Raw genomic sequence first — 17,881 nt, 5'->3', positions numbered from 1 at the left:
GCTGTTGGCCTTCCAGTACTTGTAAATGAAACGCAAAACGCACCTTTTTATCCGCAGGGCACATCGCTATTTAGGGCTTTTCCTAGGCCTTCAATTTCTATTGTGGACGGCCGGCGGGCTTTATTTCAGTTGGAGCGATATGGATGAAATCCATGGGGATCATCACCGGAAAGCGCCCTTAAACTTTAGGGCGGATATGCCGCTGGTGTCGCCTTCCCAGATTATAAGCCACCTGCCCCGGATAGATTCGGTGAAGTCCATCCGGTTGATTGAAATAATTGGCCAACCCATTTACCAAATACAATATTTTAGCTCCGCAGCCGGCAAGGCCGTTGTCAAAACCCAGTTGGCCGTAGCTGCCACGGGCCAACTCCGCCCCGCCATTACCCGGCAAGAAGCTATTGCTTTAGCGACGAGTGATTTTACAGAGCGGGTTCGGGTAGCACAGGTGGAATACTTAACCGAAGGGGAAGTAAATGGCCACCATGAGTACCGGGAAAGTCCTTTACCCGCTTGGGCTGTTACCGTGGAGCATCCCACCCAAACGACGGTATATGTAACCGCCGAACAGGGGCAGGTCACCAAGTTCCGCAATAACAGATGGCGTATTTTTGACTTTCTCTGGATGCTGCATACCATGGATTACCAGGGCCGGGATAACATCGGCAACGTCTTACTGCGGATCTTTTCCATCGCGGGAATGGTGACCATCCTTTCCGGCTTTGCCTTGTATTTCGTCTCTTCCGGTACAAAACGGGCCGTAGGGAAAAAAGTCCGCCTAAGTCCCCCCGGTTAGGTTCGGAAAGCTTCCGTAAAAGCTAGACCCATGAGAGAATCCTGTATCTTCTGTCACAGCCCTTTGGATGGTTCTGACGAGCATATCATCCCTGAATCCGTGAATGGGCGGCTCCATTCCAAACAGCTGATTTGCCATCACTGTAACTCCAAAAAGTTTGGACGCCACCTTGACCCTGTTTTAGCGGAAACCTTTAAGACGGTAGGGCACCTTCTGGGCCTTAAAAAGGCACGTCCTTTACAGGTGCAGGATCCTTCCGGCCGGAAGTACCTGATGGAAAAATCCGGGAAGGTATCTGTTGTTGCCCCGGAGTACCAGGTTCAGCGGAAAGACGGCTTCACGTACATCAACGTGACCGGCGATCCTAAGAACACCCTGAGGAAATTCGCTAAACTGGCCGCGCCCTATTGGAACCCCGACCATAAATCTGAAAACCTAAAGGTTAGCACCTCGGAGGGAGACAACCCTCCCTTGAGTGCGGAACTTAAGATAGAGGTGACCGGTGCCTTGGTTTTACTCATAAACAAAATAATCCTGGAGTTCTACGCCCACTGTGGTTTGGATCTTCGTTTGGTGACGGGCTTGACGGAGCGGGTAAATGCCCTTGACTTTACGGTGGATAATGTCTTTTTCACCAACTTCCGCCAGGAAGTACGGGAATTCGGCAACGAGGAAATAAGTCACCTGATCACCATCCGCAGCCAAGGCAACTACCTCTATGGATATCTGGAAATATTCAATGTGCTCTGTGGGGTTATCATCCTCACTGAAGACTTTGGAGGGGAAGACCTGGAGGCAACCTACCACCAGGATGCCCTGGCCGGGGAAAGGCTACAGGGACCTGTCACGGTTACCCTTCCCTTGGAAATCCTAGCCGCTCCTGCTGCTGCTCCTTCGCCCGATGAATTCAGCCTATTGCTGGGGGCGTTACTGGAAAGAAACCGAAGCCGACAATTCCAGGACATCTTTGATAAAACGATCCGGCAGATAGAAGAAGAAGTGCAACAGGAAGTGAACGAGGGAAAGATACCACTTGCCAGCCACGAGGAGGAATATGTCAAAAGGAGCTGTGAGGCCATTGCCTACTTAACCGTTTATGAATTCCCCTACATCCTGGAGGATGCCCTCGATGAGCAGAATGACCTATACAACCATCTCCACTCAAACCTACGGGAAGAGCAATTCGACCCCTTTTTCGAGATGAACAGGCATGCCATCGGCATGCGCCTCGACTTTGGGGAAGGAGACATCTATCGGCTGGACACTTTCATAAAAACGCCGGTATTCAAGAGGGGGGAAGTGAATATAGTAAAGATCCACTGCCTGTTGATCCAGGAGGAAACCGGCTTTAAAAGATACCTTCCCTTTAGGGAGTTTTATGAAGGAGTGGGTCAACCTAACGAAAAAGGCCCGCCCCAGTAACTACCACGAGGCGGGTCTTTTTTTCGGTTCCCATTTCACCCTACTGGGATCATAGCCTCTGCGCTTTCAAGCGCAGGCTGTTGGCTACCACTGAGACGGAGCTCAGGGCCATTGCCGCCCCGGCGATCATCGGATCCAATAGGAATCCATAGAATGGGTAGAGGACCCCGGCCGCAATCGGGATACCAATCAGATTGTAGACGAAGGCCCAGAAAAGGTTCTGACGAATGGCTTTGACAGTTAGGCGGGATAGTTTCAGGGCCTTCGGCAACAACTGCAGATCCGAGGTGATCAACGTCATCTTCGCTACGTCAATCGCTATGTCCGACCCTTTGCCCATGGCGATGCTCACATTCGCCTGGGCCAACGCCTGGGAATCATTGATGCCGTCCCCCACCATCCCGACGATCTTGCCTTCCTGCTGGAGCTTTTTGACAAAGTCAGCCTTGTCACTCGGCATGACTTCCGCTTGGAAATGTTTGATCCCGACTTGCCGCGCCACCGAAGCAGCGGTACGGGCGTTATCACCCGTCAGCATGTACACCTCAATCCCCCTCTGCTGTAAAGACCGGATGGCTTGGGCAGAGGTGGCTTTCACTTTGTCGGCGATAGCCAGAACCGCCACCGCTTTTCCCTCTTCCGCAAAATAGATCACGGTATTGGCCGCCTCGGCCCAGGTATCCGCTACACCGGAAATCTCCTCTGAAATGGAAACCCCTTGCGCGGTCATATACTTCGGGCTGCCCACCTGGTAGCGGCGGCCTTGCCAGCTGGCATTCACGCCGCTTCCGGTGACGCTCTCAAACCTGTCCAGGGCAACGGCTGCGGTTACTTCTTCCCTCAGAAACCGGACAACCGCCTCGGCCAGCGGGTGCTCGGACTGTTGCTCGATGGAAAACAGGAGGCCCTTCAATTCAGGTTGACGGAACCGGGCCTCTTCCGACCAGATCAGATCGGCCACCACGGGTTTTCCCTCGGTGATCGTGCCAGTTTTGTCTAAAATGAGCGCATTCAGGCGATACGCCTGCTCTAAGCTTTCCGCATCTTTGATCAGGATTCCCTGTTCCGCCCCTTTCCCCACGCCTACCATGATTGCAGTGGGGGTGGCCAAACCCAACGCACACGGGCAGGCAATCACCAGTACCGTCACGAATGCCAATAGCCCTTGCGTTAAACCGTTATCGCCCCCCAAAACAATCCAGGTAACCAGGCTGATAGAGGCCAGCACAAACACCACCGGCACAAAGATACCGGCGATCTTATCGACCAGCTTCTGCACGGGAGCCTTAGAGCCTTGGGCATCCTGCACCAGTTTGATGATTTGCGCCAGTAACGTTTCACTGCCCACCTTCTCGGCCACAAACCGGAAACTTCCCTTTTGGTTAATGGTACCGGCAAATACCTTGTCGCCCATTTGTTTCGAGACGGGCACCGGCTCCCCGCTGATCATGGATTCATCTACATAAGAAGTACCGGATGAAACTTCTCCGTCAACCGGCACTTTCTCCCCGGCGCGCACCAAAAGAACATTTCCTTTTTGGATGGTTGAAACCGGCACTTCCCGTTCCGTGTCACCCTCTACGAGCCAGACGGTTTTCGGCTGCAGGCCGATGAGCTTCTTGATGGCCGAAGACGTATTGGATTTTGCCCGTTCCTCCAGCAATTTGCCAAGTAATATAAAGACGATCACTACGGCGGAAGCTTCAAAGTAAACGTGCGGATGCAAGCCGCGGGCGTGCCAAAACCCTGGATAAAGGGTATTGAAGACACTGAAGGCAAAGGCGGTGCCGGTGCTCAACGCGACCAGGGTGTCCATGTTGGCTTTCCCGTGCCGCGCCTGCCGGAAAGCATTCACAAAGAAGTTGCGGCCAAAATAAAACAGTACCGGGGCACTCAACGCCATCATCACCCAGTTCCCGTACGGCAAATCCATAAAGAACATGCCGATCACCACCACGGGTAAGGTAAGCAGCCCGGCCAGTAGCGTTTTCTTCTTAAGGGCTTGGTAGTGCGAGTGCTGGGCTTGCTCCTGGATTTCCTGGGCATTCTCCGTATCGATGATCAGGTCATAGCCTACGGACTGGAGCGCTTTTTGCATCTGGGCAACCTGCACCTGCTTCGGGTTATAGGTAACCTGTAACGTCTGAGTGGCGAAATTTACGTTAGCCCGGGAAACACCGGGCGTACTGGCTACCATCGATTCCACGCTCACGGCGCAGGCGGCACAGGTCATGCCCGTGACGGGCATGGAAACCTGGGTAGCTTCCCCTTCCTTCACCGGCGGCTTTTTGGCTAGTTGACTCGTATTTTCCATTTCAACGTCCTCTTTTATTTATAGCACAAATTTACCGTTACCCTTGGGAGTGGTCGTTATAGAATTTTGGAAAAGAATCATATGATTCTGTAGGGGTAAAATCATCCGGCTCTTATTCCTTCCCTTTCTTTTTAGGAAACGTTCTGGCTTTTTAGCCGTTTACTGAATATATTGCATTCATATGAATGTATCAGAACATTCAAAAGACTTAAATAGATAGAGAGATGTCACTTGACTCGATTGTAGACGTGATGGGAGGGGCCAAAAATATTGGGCGGGTTATCCATTCCCGCCTTGACTTCATCAAAGCCTCCCGGGAAGGGGGGGTATCCATTGCGGTGGTGAAATCCATCCAAAGCAGGATACACCTGACCAATAAAACGATGAGCCGGATTCTGGAAATCTCCGAGAGTACCCTCCAGCGGCTTATAAAGGAAGGACGGAACCTAAAGAAAACGGAATCCGAGACGGCCTATGATGTTTCCAAAGTGATCGCCAAAGGCATCGAGGTATTTGAGGACGAAGAGGACTTCAACGAGTGGCTGTCTACCAAGAACACCGCCCTGGGAGAAGAGAGGCCCATAGACTGGATGGATTCCCCCATCGGGAGGGAACAGTTGCTGGACCTACTGGTCAGCATCGAACATGGCATGTATTCCTGATCCATGGTCGTCTATCGTCTGGCCAAGCGGCAGTATGTCCGAGACCTTTCCGGAACGGGAGGCTTGTACGGCTCCGGCAGGTGGCACGAGAAAGGAACCCGCATCCTCTACACCGCGGGAAGCTTTTCCCTGGCGAAGCTGGAGGTCCTGGCCAATACCAAAATCCTCCCGAAGAACTACAGCCTGCTCGTCCTCGAGATCCCGGAGGACATCGCCCGGAAGGAACTCTCCGCCGCGGACCTCCCCGCCAACTGGAATTCCTTTCCGCACCCGAAGGAACTGGCCGCGTTCACGGAGGAATGGGTCAAGGAAAACAAGTATCTGGTCATGAGAGTCCCCTCCGTCCATTCCCCCTTTGAGTTCAATTACCTGATCAACCCGTTGCACCCGGAGGCCGGCCGGTTGAGAATCCTGGAAGACCACCCGCATGAGTTTGACGCTCGGTTGAAGTAGAAGCCTACTCCACCGGTGGTCAATAATCTTATTGCAGAAGAGTCGTGATAGAGAAGGGAAGAAAAAAATTCTCCCGAGGGGCCTGTGTATAAATAAATATATACGTAATGTATCTAATGTAAGTACTAAACGTATATATATATAGGTAAGGCAGTAATTTACAACCCTTTAAAACAACCTCTTATGCAACTTTCACTCTTGACGGAATTCGACCGAGATAAAGGCAAAGGACTTTGTGCCTTAAAAAACGAGTTGGTGGGGGTTCCCCAGATAGAACTGTCCTACCGAGTGGGAAGGCCTATCACCGAGTTAAGGAGAATCACCTGCTCGGAGGACTGCGCCGCTGCTTTCCGGCAGAACTGGGAGACGGACAAAATTGAGTTTGTGGAGCAGTTCAAGGTATTGCTGCTCAACCGCAACAACCGGGTCCTGGCGGAGTACGGGGTCTCCACCGGGGGCGTCTCGGGCACCGTGGTGGACATAAAACTCATTCTGGCCGCTGCCCTTCTCTCCTGTGCCAGCGCGATCATCCTGGGCCACAACCATCCCAGCGGAAACACCCAGCCCAGCGCGGCCGACAAGACCATGACCAAAAGGGTAAAGGAGGCCGCCGCCCATATGGACATTGCGGTACTGGACCATATCATCCTGACCTTAGACGCCTTTTACTCCTTTGCCGATGATGGGGAGCTGTAAGCCAAAGAGCGGAGGGAGCCGCCCGCCTGACGGCGGGAGCTTCTTTCGGTTCTGTTTCTCCCATTTCCCTTATGCTCTTCTCCCAATAGGGCATAAGGGAAAGCTGTGTCCACTGAAAAGTGAAAACGATGCCTCTTAGCTTATATGATTTCATCCGGTTAGGGCAGGGGGAACGGGCCGAGTCCGTCTTCCGGGAGGGGGAGTTTCTGGCCACCTGCGCGGGAAGGGGCAACCTGTACCACATGGGCACCTTCTACGCGGAGGTGCTCTATGACCGGGAAAGGAACGAGGTCAGGGAGGTACGCGGTTTTCGTACCCTCCGTAACCTGGAGCCCTATCTGAGAAATATTTCGGTCACCAAGGACGGAGTAGCCGGCAGCGGACCGGAAGGCTGATGTTCGGCAGCGGCCCGTGCTTTGGGCCCGGGATGTTTTTCCCTTCCCTTCTGCCAGGTTTAATGACGATGGTCAATAGCGGAGTTCCTTGCACTTACGGCTGCCTTGGAAAGTAAATTCCCCCCCCACCCAATCGCTGGGTAAGTGATCTATGTTGGGGTGGCATTCCTGACGAATCCGAAGACTATCTGTATCCAGCGAATGCGTTTTTAGTGGGACAGGATCAAGGAAATTAAAGGACGTTACTCCTCCAAGGCAGTTGCGCGGATGATTCAGGATTTGTTCAATAGGGCGTTTCTGAGGGGAGTGCTTATAATATTTTGTCCCGTTTCTTATTTGGCCAATCTTAAAATCCTTACCGCCCCCCTGATCACAATCACGAAGACGATCGCCCCGATCACCAAGTCTGGTATCGCGGAACCAGTGAAAAGCACCAGCAGGCCCGCGAGGATCACGCCGCCGTTGATGATAATATCGTTCGAAGTGAAGATCATGGTGGCTTGCATGTGCGCCTCCTTGCTCTTGCTTTTCTGGAGCAGGTACAGGCAAATCGCGTTGGCGACCAAGGCTAGGACCGATACCACGATCATGGTGCGGAAATCTGGCGTAGGCTCATCGCCGATGACCCTGCGCACCACTTCCGCAAAACCGACCACCGCCAACGTGAGCTGGAGGTATCCGCTCAACCTCGCCACGCCCTTTTTCCTTGCCACGGGGCTGCCGACCGCGAACAGGCTCAGGGCATACACCAACGCATCCGCCAGCATATCCAAAGAGTCGGCGATGAGCCCCATGGACTTGGCGAAAATCCCCGTGGTCATCTCGACTAAGAAAAACCCGAAGTTAATGAGCAGCACCGTCCAGAGGAGTTTTCTCTGGGCCTGTGCATCCTCCTCAACCAATTCTTGTTCTGTTGTTTCCGTGGAGAGGAGCGATGAACCCAAGCCAAGCCCGCCGATGGTAGATTCTATAATCCCTAGCCCGCCGCTGTGCAGTACCGTGAGCTGACGGCTCTGAAGGTCAAAGTCCAAGCCTTTGATCGTGTCTATCCCATCCAGCTTCATGCGCAAGAGGTTCTCTTCCGCCGCGCAGTCCATCTGTTGTATTTTGAAGGTTGATTTTTCCATTGTATTGGTATGGTTGATAGGAATGCCGCAGCCCCACGTCCAATATCCATGCGGAACAGGTGAGTCCCCGGGGTGTTATTTCCCAATGAGTTTTAAAGAAGGTTAAGCTTGATGCCGCCGTTGATCAGCCTTCCCTCTGTCGGCGCGTAAATTTCATTGAAAACTGGATCAGTGATAGTTCCCGAGTAGATATTGCCGAAACGGGTCTGTCTCACGTCTAGGAAGTTCTCGAAATTGAGGAACAGGGAGATTTTCCCGAACATCTTCTCCACCATCAAACCGTTCAACCAGTAGGCTTGGCCACGGGTACCGTCCGAGAGCCGCTGCGGGCTGAAGTAATACGCCTCCAGGCCGATCCTGAAGTTGTCCTCCTTCTCCAGCATGAGCACCGTGTTGACCCTGTGCTTAGGCGTGAGCGGCATGTCCTCCTGAGACCCGTCAAAGTGCTGCTTGGCGTCGGTGTAGGTGTAGCCGAGGAAGAGCTTGGCAAAGCCGTAGCCGAATTTCAGGTTCGTCTCCACGCCCTTGGTGTCGATATGGCCGTCGGCGTTCCTGAACTCATACAGGTTGTCTGGCCGTAGCGACAGGAGCAAGGGGTTGTTAAGGTAGGTGTAGAAGAACATGTGGTTCACGCTGAAGGTGAACCCCTCGGCGATATCGGTGGAGTAGTTGATATCGGCGTTGCCGCCGATAGAAGTCTCGGCCTGTGTCTGGCCGATGTTCAAAGGCAGGATGTTGCGGAAGGTGATTCTCTCCGCCTCCTCGGTGAAGATAGTGGGCGTTTTGTAGCCCATACCGCCGCCGATACGGGAGGAAAGCTTGTCGGTGATCTTGAACAGGGCAGAGACGCGCGGCAGCACGAACAGCCCCTTGGCCTTGTTCGCGGGAGACGGGGTGACGTAGTCCGTCCTCAGGCCAGTCTCCACGGAAAACCATTCCATGGGCGTGAAGGTGTTTTGGGCGAATGCCCCCACCGTCGTGAAGTCATAGTTTCTGGCACCTGCGATGCCCGCGTTCTCCTCGCGGAACCGATCCGTCCACAGGTTGGCCCCCAAGGCCCACTCGTGTTTCTCCCCCCGCAGGTTGTAGGAAACCTCCGTGAAGCTGGACACCTGACCGCCTTGGAACCTGAAGTTCGGGATGGTGATTTCCCTGTCGAAGAAGCTGACGCTGTTCCTCACCGAGAGCATGCCTTTGTCGGTCAGCCTGTGCTCGGCGTTGAAGAGGGTGGAGTAGCGGCGGGTGTCGTTCCGCTCGAAATAAAAGCCGCTTTCCGTCTCGCCGTCCAGATAGCGCATGTCGCCGCCGAGGCGGTCTTCCACCGTGGCATTCAGGCCCAGTGAGATCCGCGTGCGGTCAGTGGGGTAGAGGTACAGCATCGGATTGAGCGTATACCGCTCCAGCTCTGGGATGGCCGAGAGGCCGATGTCGGCAGGGTCGTATGCCTCGGTGGTGTTGCGCGACGCGAAGACCGTCACGCCCAACTTGCCGAACCTCTTGCCATAGAAGGTGCTCAGGTCTAGTCCTCTCGCGCTGGTGACGTTCCCCATGAAGCTGAGTTCGCCCGCCTCCGTAGGTTTCTTGGTGATCAGGTTGACCAGCCCCGCGATGGCCCCACCGCCGTACAGGGTAGAGGACGAGCCTTTGATTACTTCCACCTGGTAGAGGTTGAGCGGGGGAATCTGCATGATGCTCAGGCCACTGGCGAAGCCCGAGAAGAGCGGGAAGCCATCCTGCAAGATTTGGGTATAGCGGCCCTCCAGCCCCTGTATTCGGATGCCCGCGTTGGCACTGGTGGCTGAGGTCTGCTGCGTCTGGATGCCCGTGCTTTCGGTCAAGAGCATGCGGATATCCCCCGGCTTCATGTTGGCCTTCTCGCCCAGCTCCTCCGCCGTGATTGCCTCTATCCGCGTGGGGACGTCCTCTATGGTTCGGCTGCTTCGTGTGGAGCTGACCACCACCTCCTCCAGTTCCTCGCCGCCGCGTTCCAGCAGCACCGTAATTGGTTCTGCCGTAGGAAGCGGAAAGAGAAGGGTGTCTCGCCTGTCTTCGTATCCGACGTAGCTGAACTTGATGATCTGGCTGCCATCAGGGATTCCTGTGAGTTGCAGTCGGCCTTCCGCGTCGGAACTGACCCCTAAGCTGGTTCCCTCTACTGACGCGGTAGCGCCGATCAGTGGGGTTCCTGATTCCTTGTCCTTGACAATGGCCCTCAGGATATTTTGGCTATACGCCAGTGTGCCGCTCATCACGATAAGCAGCACGAGAATAAATTTCTTCATGGATGATAAACTAATGCTTTTGAAAAATAGGGATGCGCGATCAACCACCCCCGTAGCGGCGTGCTGGGTTAAATTGCGCTTGAAAGCATTAGCCGACCTTAGGAGGTTGCCAGATAGAAGGGGGGAATTGGGAGAATACTCCTAGCTTGACTCCTGCAGGATAATTGAGCGTAGGAATTAGGAGGATGGACGGCTCATAGGCCAATCCTGGCAAGGTGAAGCCCAGACAGGCCGCGCAAGTGTAGAAAGGAGAGCAGAGACCCGAGTCATCTGAACGGGTGTCCTTTTGTTCGGTATTGGCCACCTCGTCGGCGCAGTTGTCGGTTGCGCAGCACGGGGACACCGAGAGGGTGAATACTAAAAGTGCCAATATGATCGCAAAGGCTTTCATTTAGCAAATATACACCCATAGCCTTTACGAAGTGTAAATATTGAGTTAATATTAATAGACCGCTACAGGGCTTCTTTGCCCCACTAGGCAGTATTTTCTTGGTGAACTCTTGCTCAGACTAATTGTTAATGCACTTAGGGGATTTTCATTTGAGCGATGGAAATGATTCAGTGGCTGAGTTGCCGTCCGGTTAGTTTGAGTATTTCTTCCCTTTAGTTAGCGCCTCCCTGCACAAGAAAGGGTAAGGCTTGAGCCTGTTTATCATAAGAGCGGCTATCGGCTTTACATTACATATGAGGGGAATAGTTAGAGTTACCTTTTGCGACAAAGAGTGGCCCCGTGTCTTTCATAAAATGCAATACGATTGCAAATGGTTTTTATTAGATTTGCAGTAGATGAAATGGTTTGCTATCCTTCTGAGCGTATTCATGACAGTAATGTCATGTATCCCCTGTGCCGATGCGGCACCAAGGGTAGATACGCCTGCGCAAACCAGCATCAACCCAAACACTGATTCGGAAGACCACTCCCCGGCTGCGGATTTATGTTCCCCGCTGTGTATCTGCAGTTGCTGCGCCGGTTTCGCGTTGCAGGCCGTTACCCAGAAAGCAAGCCCCTTAGCCTTCAAGGTAACCATCCCGGTACCGGTTCATCGGGTAGCCAGTGTCCCCACCCTTTCCTTTTCTATCTGGCAACCGCCAAAGCTTTAAACCGAATTTGTTTTTGCCTGCCCTGTGAAGTTCCGCCAAGGAAGCTTCACGGCTTTGCCTATGCCTATATTCCGCCTAATGGCTGTTTAAAGGCATCGGTTTAGTCTGGCAGAAGAATCCTGGAATTTTGATTTAAAGCCATAAACTATGCTTGACCGCATAATACACTTCTCTATTTACAACAAAATCATCATCGGTATTTTCACCTTGGGGCTTGTTATCTGGGGTGTCTATTCCCTTACGCAGCTTCCTATTGATGCCGTGCCTGATATCACCAATAACCAGGTACAGGTCATTACCACCAGCCCCTCACTGGCGGCCCAGGAGGTGGAGCGGCTTATCAGTTACCCGGTGGAACAGACTATGGCCACCATTTCCGAAGTCGATGAGGTCCGTTCCATCTCCCGTTTTGGCCTTTCGGTAGTAACCATCGTTTTCAAGGACAAGGTGGATATCTACTGGGCGCGGCAGCAGGTGAATGAGCGGCTTTCCGAGGCCAGCGGGAAAATCCCGCCGGGGGTGGGGAGCCCGGAGATGTCCCCCATCTCCACCGGATTGGGGGAAATCTACCAGTACGTGGTGCACCCGAAGCCTGGCTACGAGAAAAAATACTCCGCCATGGAACTGCGCTCCATCCAGGACTGGATCGTGCGGCGGCAGCTGCTCGGTACGCCCGGTGTGGCGGAGGTGAACAGCTTCGGTGGGTTTCTGAAGCAGTACGAGGTGGCCCTTGACCCGGACAGGCTGAAAGCCCACAGCCTGAGCATCACCGATGTGCTGGAGGCCCTGGAGCGGAACAACGGAAACACCGGGGGGGCCTACATCGATAAAAAGCCCAACGCCTACTTTGTCCGCAGCGAGGGTCTGATTGAGAGCCTGGATGAGATAAAGAAAGTAGTGGTCAGCAGCACCTCCAACGGCACGCCGGTGCTCATCGGCGATATTGGCGTGGTCCAGTTCGGGAGCGCCAACCGCTACGGTGCGCTCACCAATATACAAGGGGAAGCGGTAGGCGGCATCGTGATGCTGCTGAAAGGGGAGAACACCAACCAGGTAGTGGAGCGGGTGAAAGTGCGAATGGACCAAATACGGCAATCGCTGCCCGAGGGCGTGGAGATAGAGGCTTTCCTGGACCGGAGTGATTTGATTGGCCGGGCCATGGACACCGTCACCACCAACCTGATAGAGGGTGCTTTGATTGTCATTTTTGTCCTGGTACTTTTCCTGGGCAATCTCCGGGCCGGGCTGGTGGTGGCCTCCGTCATTCCGCTGGCCATGCTCTTCGCCATTATCATGATGAACCTCTTTGGCGTGTCCGGCAACCTGATGAGCCTGGGAGCCATCGACTTCGGCCTTATCGTGGACGGGGCGGTGATCATTGTGGAAGCGACCATGCACCACTTAGTTCTGAAGGGCAGTGGCCGATTGACCCAGTCCCAGATGGACGAGGAGGTGTACGATTCAGCCCGTAAAATCAGGACATCCGCCGCCTTCGGGGAAATCATCATCCTGATTGTGTACCTGCCTATCTTAGTGTTGGTGGGCATAGAAGGCAAGATGTTCCGCCCGATGGCGCTGACCGTCTCCTTTGCCATCCTGGGGGCTTTCCTGCTCTCGCTCACTTACGTGCCCATGATGTCGGCCCTGCTGTTGAGCAAGAACACCACCCACAAACGGAATATATCTGACCGGATGATGGACTTCTTCCAGCGGATGTACAGCCCGCTCATAACGGGTGCTTTGAGGCTGAAAGCCGTGGTCATCATCGCTGCCGTGGTGCTTTTCAGCCTTAGCCTGGTGATCTTCTCCCGCATGGGCAGTGAGTTCATCCCTACCCTGGAAGAAGGCGATTTTGCCCTGGAGACCAGGCTGCTGACCGGCAGCTCCCTTTCGGAAACCATAGAGAAAGTGTCCCTCGCCTCCAAGATACTCCAGGAGCGGTTTCCGGAGGTGGAGGAGGTCATCAGCAAAATCGGGGCCGCCGAGATTCCCACTGACCCGATGCCCATGGAATCCGCCGATGTCACCATTCTCCTAAAGGACAAAGACGAATGGACCAGTGCCGACACGCGGGAGGAGCTGGCCGAAAAGATGACGGAAGCCCTGGAAACTATCCCAGGGGTTACCTTCGGGGTATCCCAGCCCATCCAGCTTCGGTCCAATGAACTTATCTCCGGGGTACGCCAGGATGTAGGCATCAAGATATTCGGGGAGGACCTGGAGCAGCTGACGCGGCTTTCAAAGGAGGTGGGCATGGTGGTGGCTTCCGTGGAGGGGGCTGAGGACCTGTACCTGGAACAGGTCTCCGGGCTGCCGCAGATTGTGGTGGATATTGACCGCAGCCAGATTGCCAAGTTCGGGCTGGACGTGGAGACGGTGAACCAGGCCCTCAACGCCGCGTTCGCGGGGCAGAGTGCGGGGATGGTGTATGAGGGAGACCGCCGCTTTGAGTTGGTGGTGCGTTTGGCGCAAGAGCAAAGAAAAGACATTTCCAGCGTTCGGCAGCTGTATGTCACGGCCCCCAACGGCGTGCAGGTCCCGCTGGAGCAGCTGGCAGATATCGAGTACCGGCAAGGCCCAAACCAGATTCAGCGCGAGGATGCCCAAAGGCGCATCATCGTGGGCTTTAACGTGCGGGGACGGGACATTGCCAGCGTGGTGGAGGAAGTACAGCAGAAAATAGACCAGCAGGTGCAGCTCCCCACCGGGTACTTTATGACCTACGGAGGCCAGTTTGAGAACCTACAGGAAGCCAACAAACGGCTCTCGGTGGCCGTTCCGGCGGCCCTGGCGCTTATTTTCCTGTTGCTCTATTTCACTTTCGGCTCTGTCAGGCATTCTTTGCTCATCTTCACGGCCATTCCGCTGTCTGCCATTGGCGGAATATTGGCGCTGTGGCTTAGGGGAATGCCCTTCAGCATCTCAGCCGGGGTCGGGTTTATCGCCCTGTTCGGCGTGGCCGTGCTGAACGGCATCGTGCTGATTGCCGAGTTCAACCGGCAACGGAAGGAAGAGGGGATTCAGGACCTGAAACAGGTAGTGCTGAACGGCACCGCCGTGCGCTTGCGTCCGGTTTTGATGACGGCTGCCGTGGCCTCCCTAGGGTTTCTGCCCATGGCCCTCTCCAACTCGGCAGGGGCTGAGGTGCAGAAGCCATTGGCCACGGTTGTGATCGGGGGCTTGGTGACCTCCACCCTGCTCACCTTGGTGGTATTGCCCGTCCTTTATATTCTGATTGAAAGCTACTTTATGAAAAAGAAGGAGAATAGCCGTGAAGGTGGTGGGCTATCGGCAGCCTTGACCATATTTATCCTTAGCATAGTTGCCGTGGCGGTGAGTTCCGTTCCCGCACAAGCCCAGCAGCAGCCAGCTAAAATTTATTCCCTGGAAGAGGCGGTGAACCGGGCCCTGGAAAAGAACCCATCCGTAGAGGCGGTGAGGCTCGGTATCAGGCGCAGCCAGAGCCTGCAAGGCTCCGCTTATGATGTGGAGAAAACCCAGTTGCAATTCTCCACCGGGAAGCTGGAGTCCGGGCAGTATGACCATGAGGTATCCGTTACGCAGTCCCTGCCTTTCCCGACTATTTTTACTAGGCAGGCGAAACTGGCGGAAGAACTGGTAGAGGTAAGCAAGATAAACCTGACCCAACGCCAGCGGGAAATCGTCCGCGAGGTAAGGTTGAATTACTACGGGTTGGTGTACACGCTTTCCCAACTGCAATTGCTCGCCTACCAGGATAGTCTGTATTCCCAGTTTCTCCGCGCCGCCCAGGTACGGCTCAAGACCGGGGAAACCAACCTGCTGGAAAAAGTGACCGCCGAAACCCAGCTGGCGGAAGTAGGGAATAACGTGTTTCAGGCAAAAGCCGACCAGGCAGTATTTCAGGCCCGTCTGCAGGCTTTGCTGGTAACAGACAGCTTAGTGGCCCCGGCTGACACAACGCTCAACCGGCTGCCTTTACCAGATGCCACCCTCCAGCTAGTGGAACAGAATCCAGCGTTACAGCTGGCCCGGCAACAGGTAGCGGTGCGGGAGGCAGAGACCGGCCTGGAACAGGCAAAACTGCTGCCGGACCTGAAACTGGGCTACACCAACCGGACCTTGGGAGGGGGCAGTAGCGAAATTGGCGGAGGCGTGGACATGGAAGCGCCCCATGAAGTGATGGTAGGGGTAGGAATCCCAATCTGGGCAAAGCCGCAGAGAAAACGTATTGAGGCGGCAAAAGTACAGACCCAGATTGCGCAACAGAACCTGCAACACCTCCGGAACGGATTGGAGGCCCAGGGGGAGGAAGCCCATCAGCAGGTCCTGAAATTTCAGGCCAGCGTTGGGTACTACGAACGCACCGCACTGCCCCAGGCGCAACTCATCATTGACCAAGCCACCAAGGCTTACCGGGCCGGTGAGATTAACTACCAGGAATACCTCCTGAACCTGAACCGAGCCTTGGCTATCCGGGCGAATTACCTGGAGACGCTTTACAAGTATGACCAGGCAGTCATTGAACTACAATTCATCACAGATAACAAACAGTAGCCTTCTTAGGCTTAACCGAAATTCCATGAAAAGGATAAATCCTATATACCTGCTATTCCTCTTAGGCCTCTTGCTTTTCTCCTCCTGCGGGGACGAATCCGAACCGGCACAGGAAACCGGGGAGGCACAGGCGGAAGAACAACACGAAGAAGGCCCGCAGGCGGCAGAGCTGACCCAGGAACAATACCGTGTCGCGGGTATCGCATTAGGAAAGCCCCAAATGCGCAACCTGAGCAATATTCTGACTTTAACCGGAAAGCTGGACCTGCCCCCGCAGAACATGGCCTCCGTGAGTGCCCCTTTGGGCGGTTATGTGAAAAGCACGGAGCTGCTGGAGGGGATGCGGGTCCGGAAAGGGCAGCAAATCGCGAGTATCGAAAACCCGGAGTTTGTGACGCTGCAGCAGGAATACCTGGAGGCAAAAAGCAGCCTTACCTTTCTGGAGCAGGACTACCAAAGACAGAAGGAACTGTCCCAGGAGCAGGTAACCTCCGCCAAAGCCTACCAAAAAGCCACGGCTGAGTACAGAGCCGCCAGGTCTCAGGTGGAGGCGTTGGGCGAGCGGCTCAGGATTGTAGGCATTGCCCCGTCTTCCCTGCGGGAGGGTAAAATCAGGCGAATCCTGCCTCTTTATTCTCCCATAGACGGGTATGTCACTTACATCAATGCCAATGTAGGCCAGTTCGTGAACCCCACGGATGTGCTGTTCCGGATAGCGGACACCGAACATCTGCATGTGGAATTGACGGTATTTGAAAAGAATGTATCCTCCCTTAAAAAAGGACAGAAGATTCGCTATTCACTTCCCAATGAGACTGTTGCCCAGCATGAGGCTACCATCTACCTGATTGGCAAGGAAATCAGCGGAGAGCGCACCGTGCGGGTGCATGCCCACATGGAAGAGGAAGACAAAGACCTGGTACCGGGAATGTATGTGCAGGCCCAGGTAGCGCTGGACGGGAACCAGGTATTGGCTCTTCCGGAAGAAGCCGTGGTGCAGGATAACGGCCTGAATTATATATTCCTTTATACCGGCCAGGAAAAAGAAGGCGAAGCGGTAATGAAGAAGTTTCGGATGGTTCAAATTGAGAAGGGGGCGGAAGCCGAGAGTTTCGTTCAGGTAGCCCTGCCTGCCGGTATAGATACCAGTCAGGCAAACTTTGTGACGAAGGGAGCCTATTCCCTGCTGGCCAAGATGCGGAACTCCGAGGAAGAAGGTGAAGGCCATTAATATCTTGCTTAATGCTACAGGACTTAGATAAAACTTTGCATCAAAAGGAAATCCGGCCAACCGCAATGCGGCTGCTGGTGCTGGACTACCTTTTAAAACAATCGGCTGCGGTTAGTCTTAGTGACTTGGAAACCTATTTTGACCGGGCGGACCGGATAACGCTTTACCGCTCCCTAAAGACATTCGAAGAGAAAGGTTTGGTGCATAGCATTGATGATGGCAGCGGAGCGGTCAAGTATGCCCTCTGCCAAGACAGTTGCAACCCACAGGAACACCACGACCTGCACGTGCATTTTTTCTGTAACAAATGCCGCGAGACGTTCTGCCTGCCGAAGTCCCGTATTCCTGACATCGCTTTGCCGGAGAGGTTCAAAACCGAGGAAGTAAACCTTATCGTGAAAGGCACCTGCGATACATGCAGCGGCTAAAATGCAATGCAGTTGCAGGGTATTCGGCTCTACCTTTGATTTATAATGAGGAGGTTACTATGAAATTCAACTGGGAAATGCCGAAAACACTGCGTCCGTTTTACCGGCAAGAGTTAAACGCTTACCAAGGATGTCTGCGAAAGGAAGACCTTCAAAAGGCCTGGGCACATCTGGAACGGGCTCATATTCTGGGGCAGCCTTATCCCATTGAGCATACTGCCGTGCATTTCAAGATGCTCCAATTTGGGATGCAAACACGGAATATGAAGGAGGTACTGGGGCAGATTCCCCGGCTCCTGGTGGGCGGCATAAAATCCTGGGCGGGGGAAATACCTGTCGGGAACACCGGCGGAGCCAATGTGCCTGCCTTGAAACCGATGCCTATTCCCAATGATTTGCAGGCTATCATACGGCAGGCAAGTCCTAATTCTTAAACTT

At 54.1% G+C, this 17,881-nt stretch carries 15 protein-coding genes; 11 read left to right on the top strand and 4 right to left on the bottom strand.

Annotated elements, in window-relative coordinates; all coding sequences use genetic code 11:
* Positions 1-25 precede the first annotated feature (25 nt).
* Together EFB08_RS16935 and EFB08_RS16930 are read left to right on the top strand one after the other, a co-directional pair.
* A complete protein-coding gene (locus EFB08_RS16935) occupies positions 26-796 on the top strand; it encodes a PepSY domain-containing protein (protein ID WP_123128152.1) in 771 nt (256 codons plus the stop codon).
* A 30-nt stretch (positions 797-826) separates the two neighbouring features.
* Complete coding sequence (locus tag EFB08_RS16930; protein ID WP_123128151.1) at positions 827-2,218, top strand: HNH endonuclease; 1,392 nt, start codon at positions 827-829, stop codon at positions 2,216-2,218.
* Between the two features lie 49 nt (positions 2,219-2,267).
* On the opposite strand, the gene EFB08_RS16925 is transcribed toward EFB08_RS16930, so the two are convergent.
* Complete coding sequence (locus tag EFB08_RS16925) at positions 2,268-4,532, bottom strand: heavy metal translocating P-type ATPase (RefSeq protein WP_394342981.1); 2,265 nt, start codon at positions 4,530-4,532, stop codon at positions 2,268-2,270.
* 224 nt (positions 4,533-4,756) lie between these two features.
* Here EFB08_RS16925 and parS point away from each other — a divergent pair, with 224 nt between their 5' ends.
* The 4 genes from parS (at position 4,757) to EFB08_RS16905 (ending at position 6,738) form a co-directional block, all read left to right on the top strand.
* Entirely contained in the window at positions 4,757-5,194 is a 438-nt protein-coding gene (gene parS, locus EFB08_RS16920) for a type II RES/Xre toxin-antitoxin system antitoxin (protein WP_227006381.1), read from the top strand.
* 3 nt (positions 5,195-5,197) lie between these two features.
* A complete protein-coding gene (locus EFB08_RS16915) occupies positions 5,198-5,647 on the top strand; it encodes an RES family NAD+ phosphorylase (RefSeq protein WP_123128150.1) in 450 nt (149 codons plus the stop codon).
* Between the two features lie 183 nt (positions 5,648-5,830).
* Complete coding sequence (locus EFB08_RS16910; protein WP_123128149.1) at positions 5,831-6,343, top strand: JAB domain-containing protein; 513 nt, start codon at positions 5,831-5,833, stop codon at positions 6,341-6,343.
* 128 nt (positions 6,344-6,471) lie between these two features.
* Positions 6,472-6,738, top strand: coding sequence for a hypothetical protein (locus tag EFB08_RS16905; protein ID WP_123128148.1), 267 nt, complete (start codon positions 6,472-6,474; stop codon positions 6,736-6,738).
* A gap of 332 nt (positions 6,739-7,070) precedes the next feature.
* On the opposite strand, the gene EFB08_RS16900 is transcribed toward EFB08_RS16905, so the two are convergent.
* The 3 genes from EFB08_RS16900 to EFB08_RS23370 form a co-directional block, all read right to left on the bottom strand.
* Positions 7,071-7,865, bottom strand: a complete 795-nt coding sequence (locus EFB08_RS16900; RefSeq protein WP_123128147.1) for a cation transporter — start codon at positions 7,863-7,865, stop codon at positions 7,071-7,073.
* A 92-nt stretch (positions 7,866-7,957) separates the two neighbouring features.
* Positions 7,958-10,147, bottom strand: coding sequence for a TonB-dependent receptor (locus EFB08_RS16895; RefSeq protein ID WP_123128146.1), 2,190 nt, complete (start codon positions 10,145-10,147; stop codon positions 7,958-7,960).
* A gap of 88 nt (positions 10,148-10,235) precedes the next feature.
* Positions 10,236-10,538, bottom strand: a complete 303-nt coding sequence (locus EFB08_RS23370) for a DUF6660 family protein (RefSeq protein WP_317125610.1) — start codon at positions 10,536-10,538, stop codon at positions 10,236-10,238.
* A gap of 395 nt (positions 10,539-10,933) precedes the next feature.
* On the opposite strand from EFB08_RS23370, the gene EFB08_RS23365 reads away from it, so the two are divergent.
* The 5 genes from EFB08_RS23365 to EFB08_RS16870 all read left to right on the top strand — a co-directional run bounded on the left by EFB08_RS23365 (position 10,934) and on the right by EFB08_RS16870 (position 17,877).
* Complete coding sequence (locus EFB08_RS23365; RefSeq protein ID WP_317125609.1) at positions 10,934-11,248, top strand: DUF6660 family protein; 315 nt, start codon at positions 10,934-10,936, stop codon at positions 11,246-11,248.
* 147 nt (positions 11,249-11,395) lie between these two features.
* Positions 11,396-15,784, top strand: a complete 4,389-nt coding sequence (locus EFB08_RS16885; protein ID WP_123128144.1) for a CusA/CzcA family heavy metal efflux RND transporter — start codon at positions 11,396-11,398, stop codon at positions 15,782-15,784.
* Between the two features lie 25 nt (positions 15,785-15,809).
* Positions 15,810-17,015: an efflux RND transporter periplasmic adaptor subunit gene (locus EFB08_RS16880; RefSeq protein WP_165864939.1), complete on the top strand. Its 1,206-nt coding sequence runs from the start codon at positions 15,810-15,812 to the stop codon at positions 17,013-17,015.
* A 35-nt stretch (positions 17,016-17,050) separates the two neighbouring features.
* Entirely contained in the window at positions 17,051-17,443 is a 393-nt protein-coding gene (locus tag EFB08_RS16875; RefSeq protein ID WP_317125608.1) for a Fur family transcriptional regulator, read from the top strand.
* A gap of 59 nt (positions 17,444-17,502) precedes the next feature.
* Positions 17,503-17,877 carry a DUF3703 domain-containing protein gene (locus EFB08_RS16870; protein WP_123128261.1) on the top strand — a complete coding sequence of 125 codons (375 nt, stop codon included), beginning with the start codon at positions 17,503-17,505 and terminating at the stop codon, positions 17,875-17,877.
* The last annotated feature ends 4 nt before the right edge of the window (positions 17,878-17,881 follow it).

Source organism: Rufibacter latericius, assembly GCF_003721515.1.
Taxonomy (GTDB): domain Bacteria; phylum Bacteroidota; class Bacteroidia; order Cytophagales; family Hymenobacteraceae; genus Nibribacter; species Nibribacter latericius.
The sequence above is the reverse complement of the archived record's forward strand: the minus strand, read 5'-3'. Positions and strand labels throughout refer to the sequence as shown.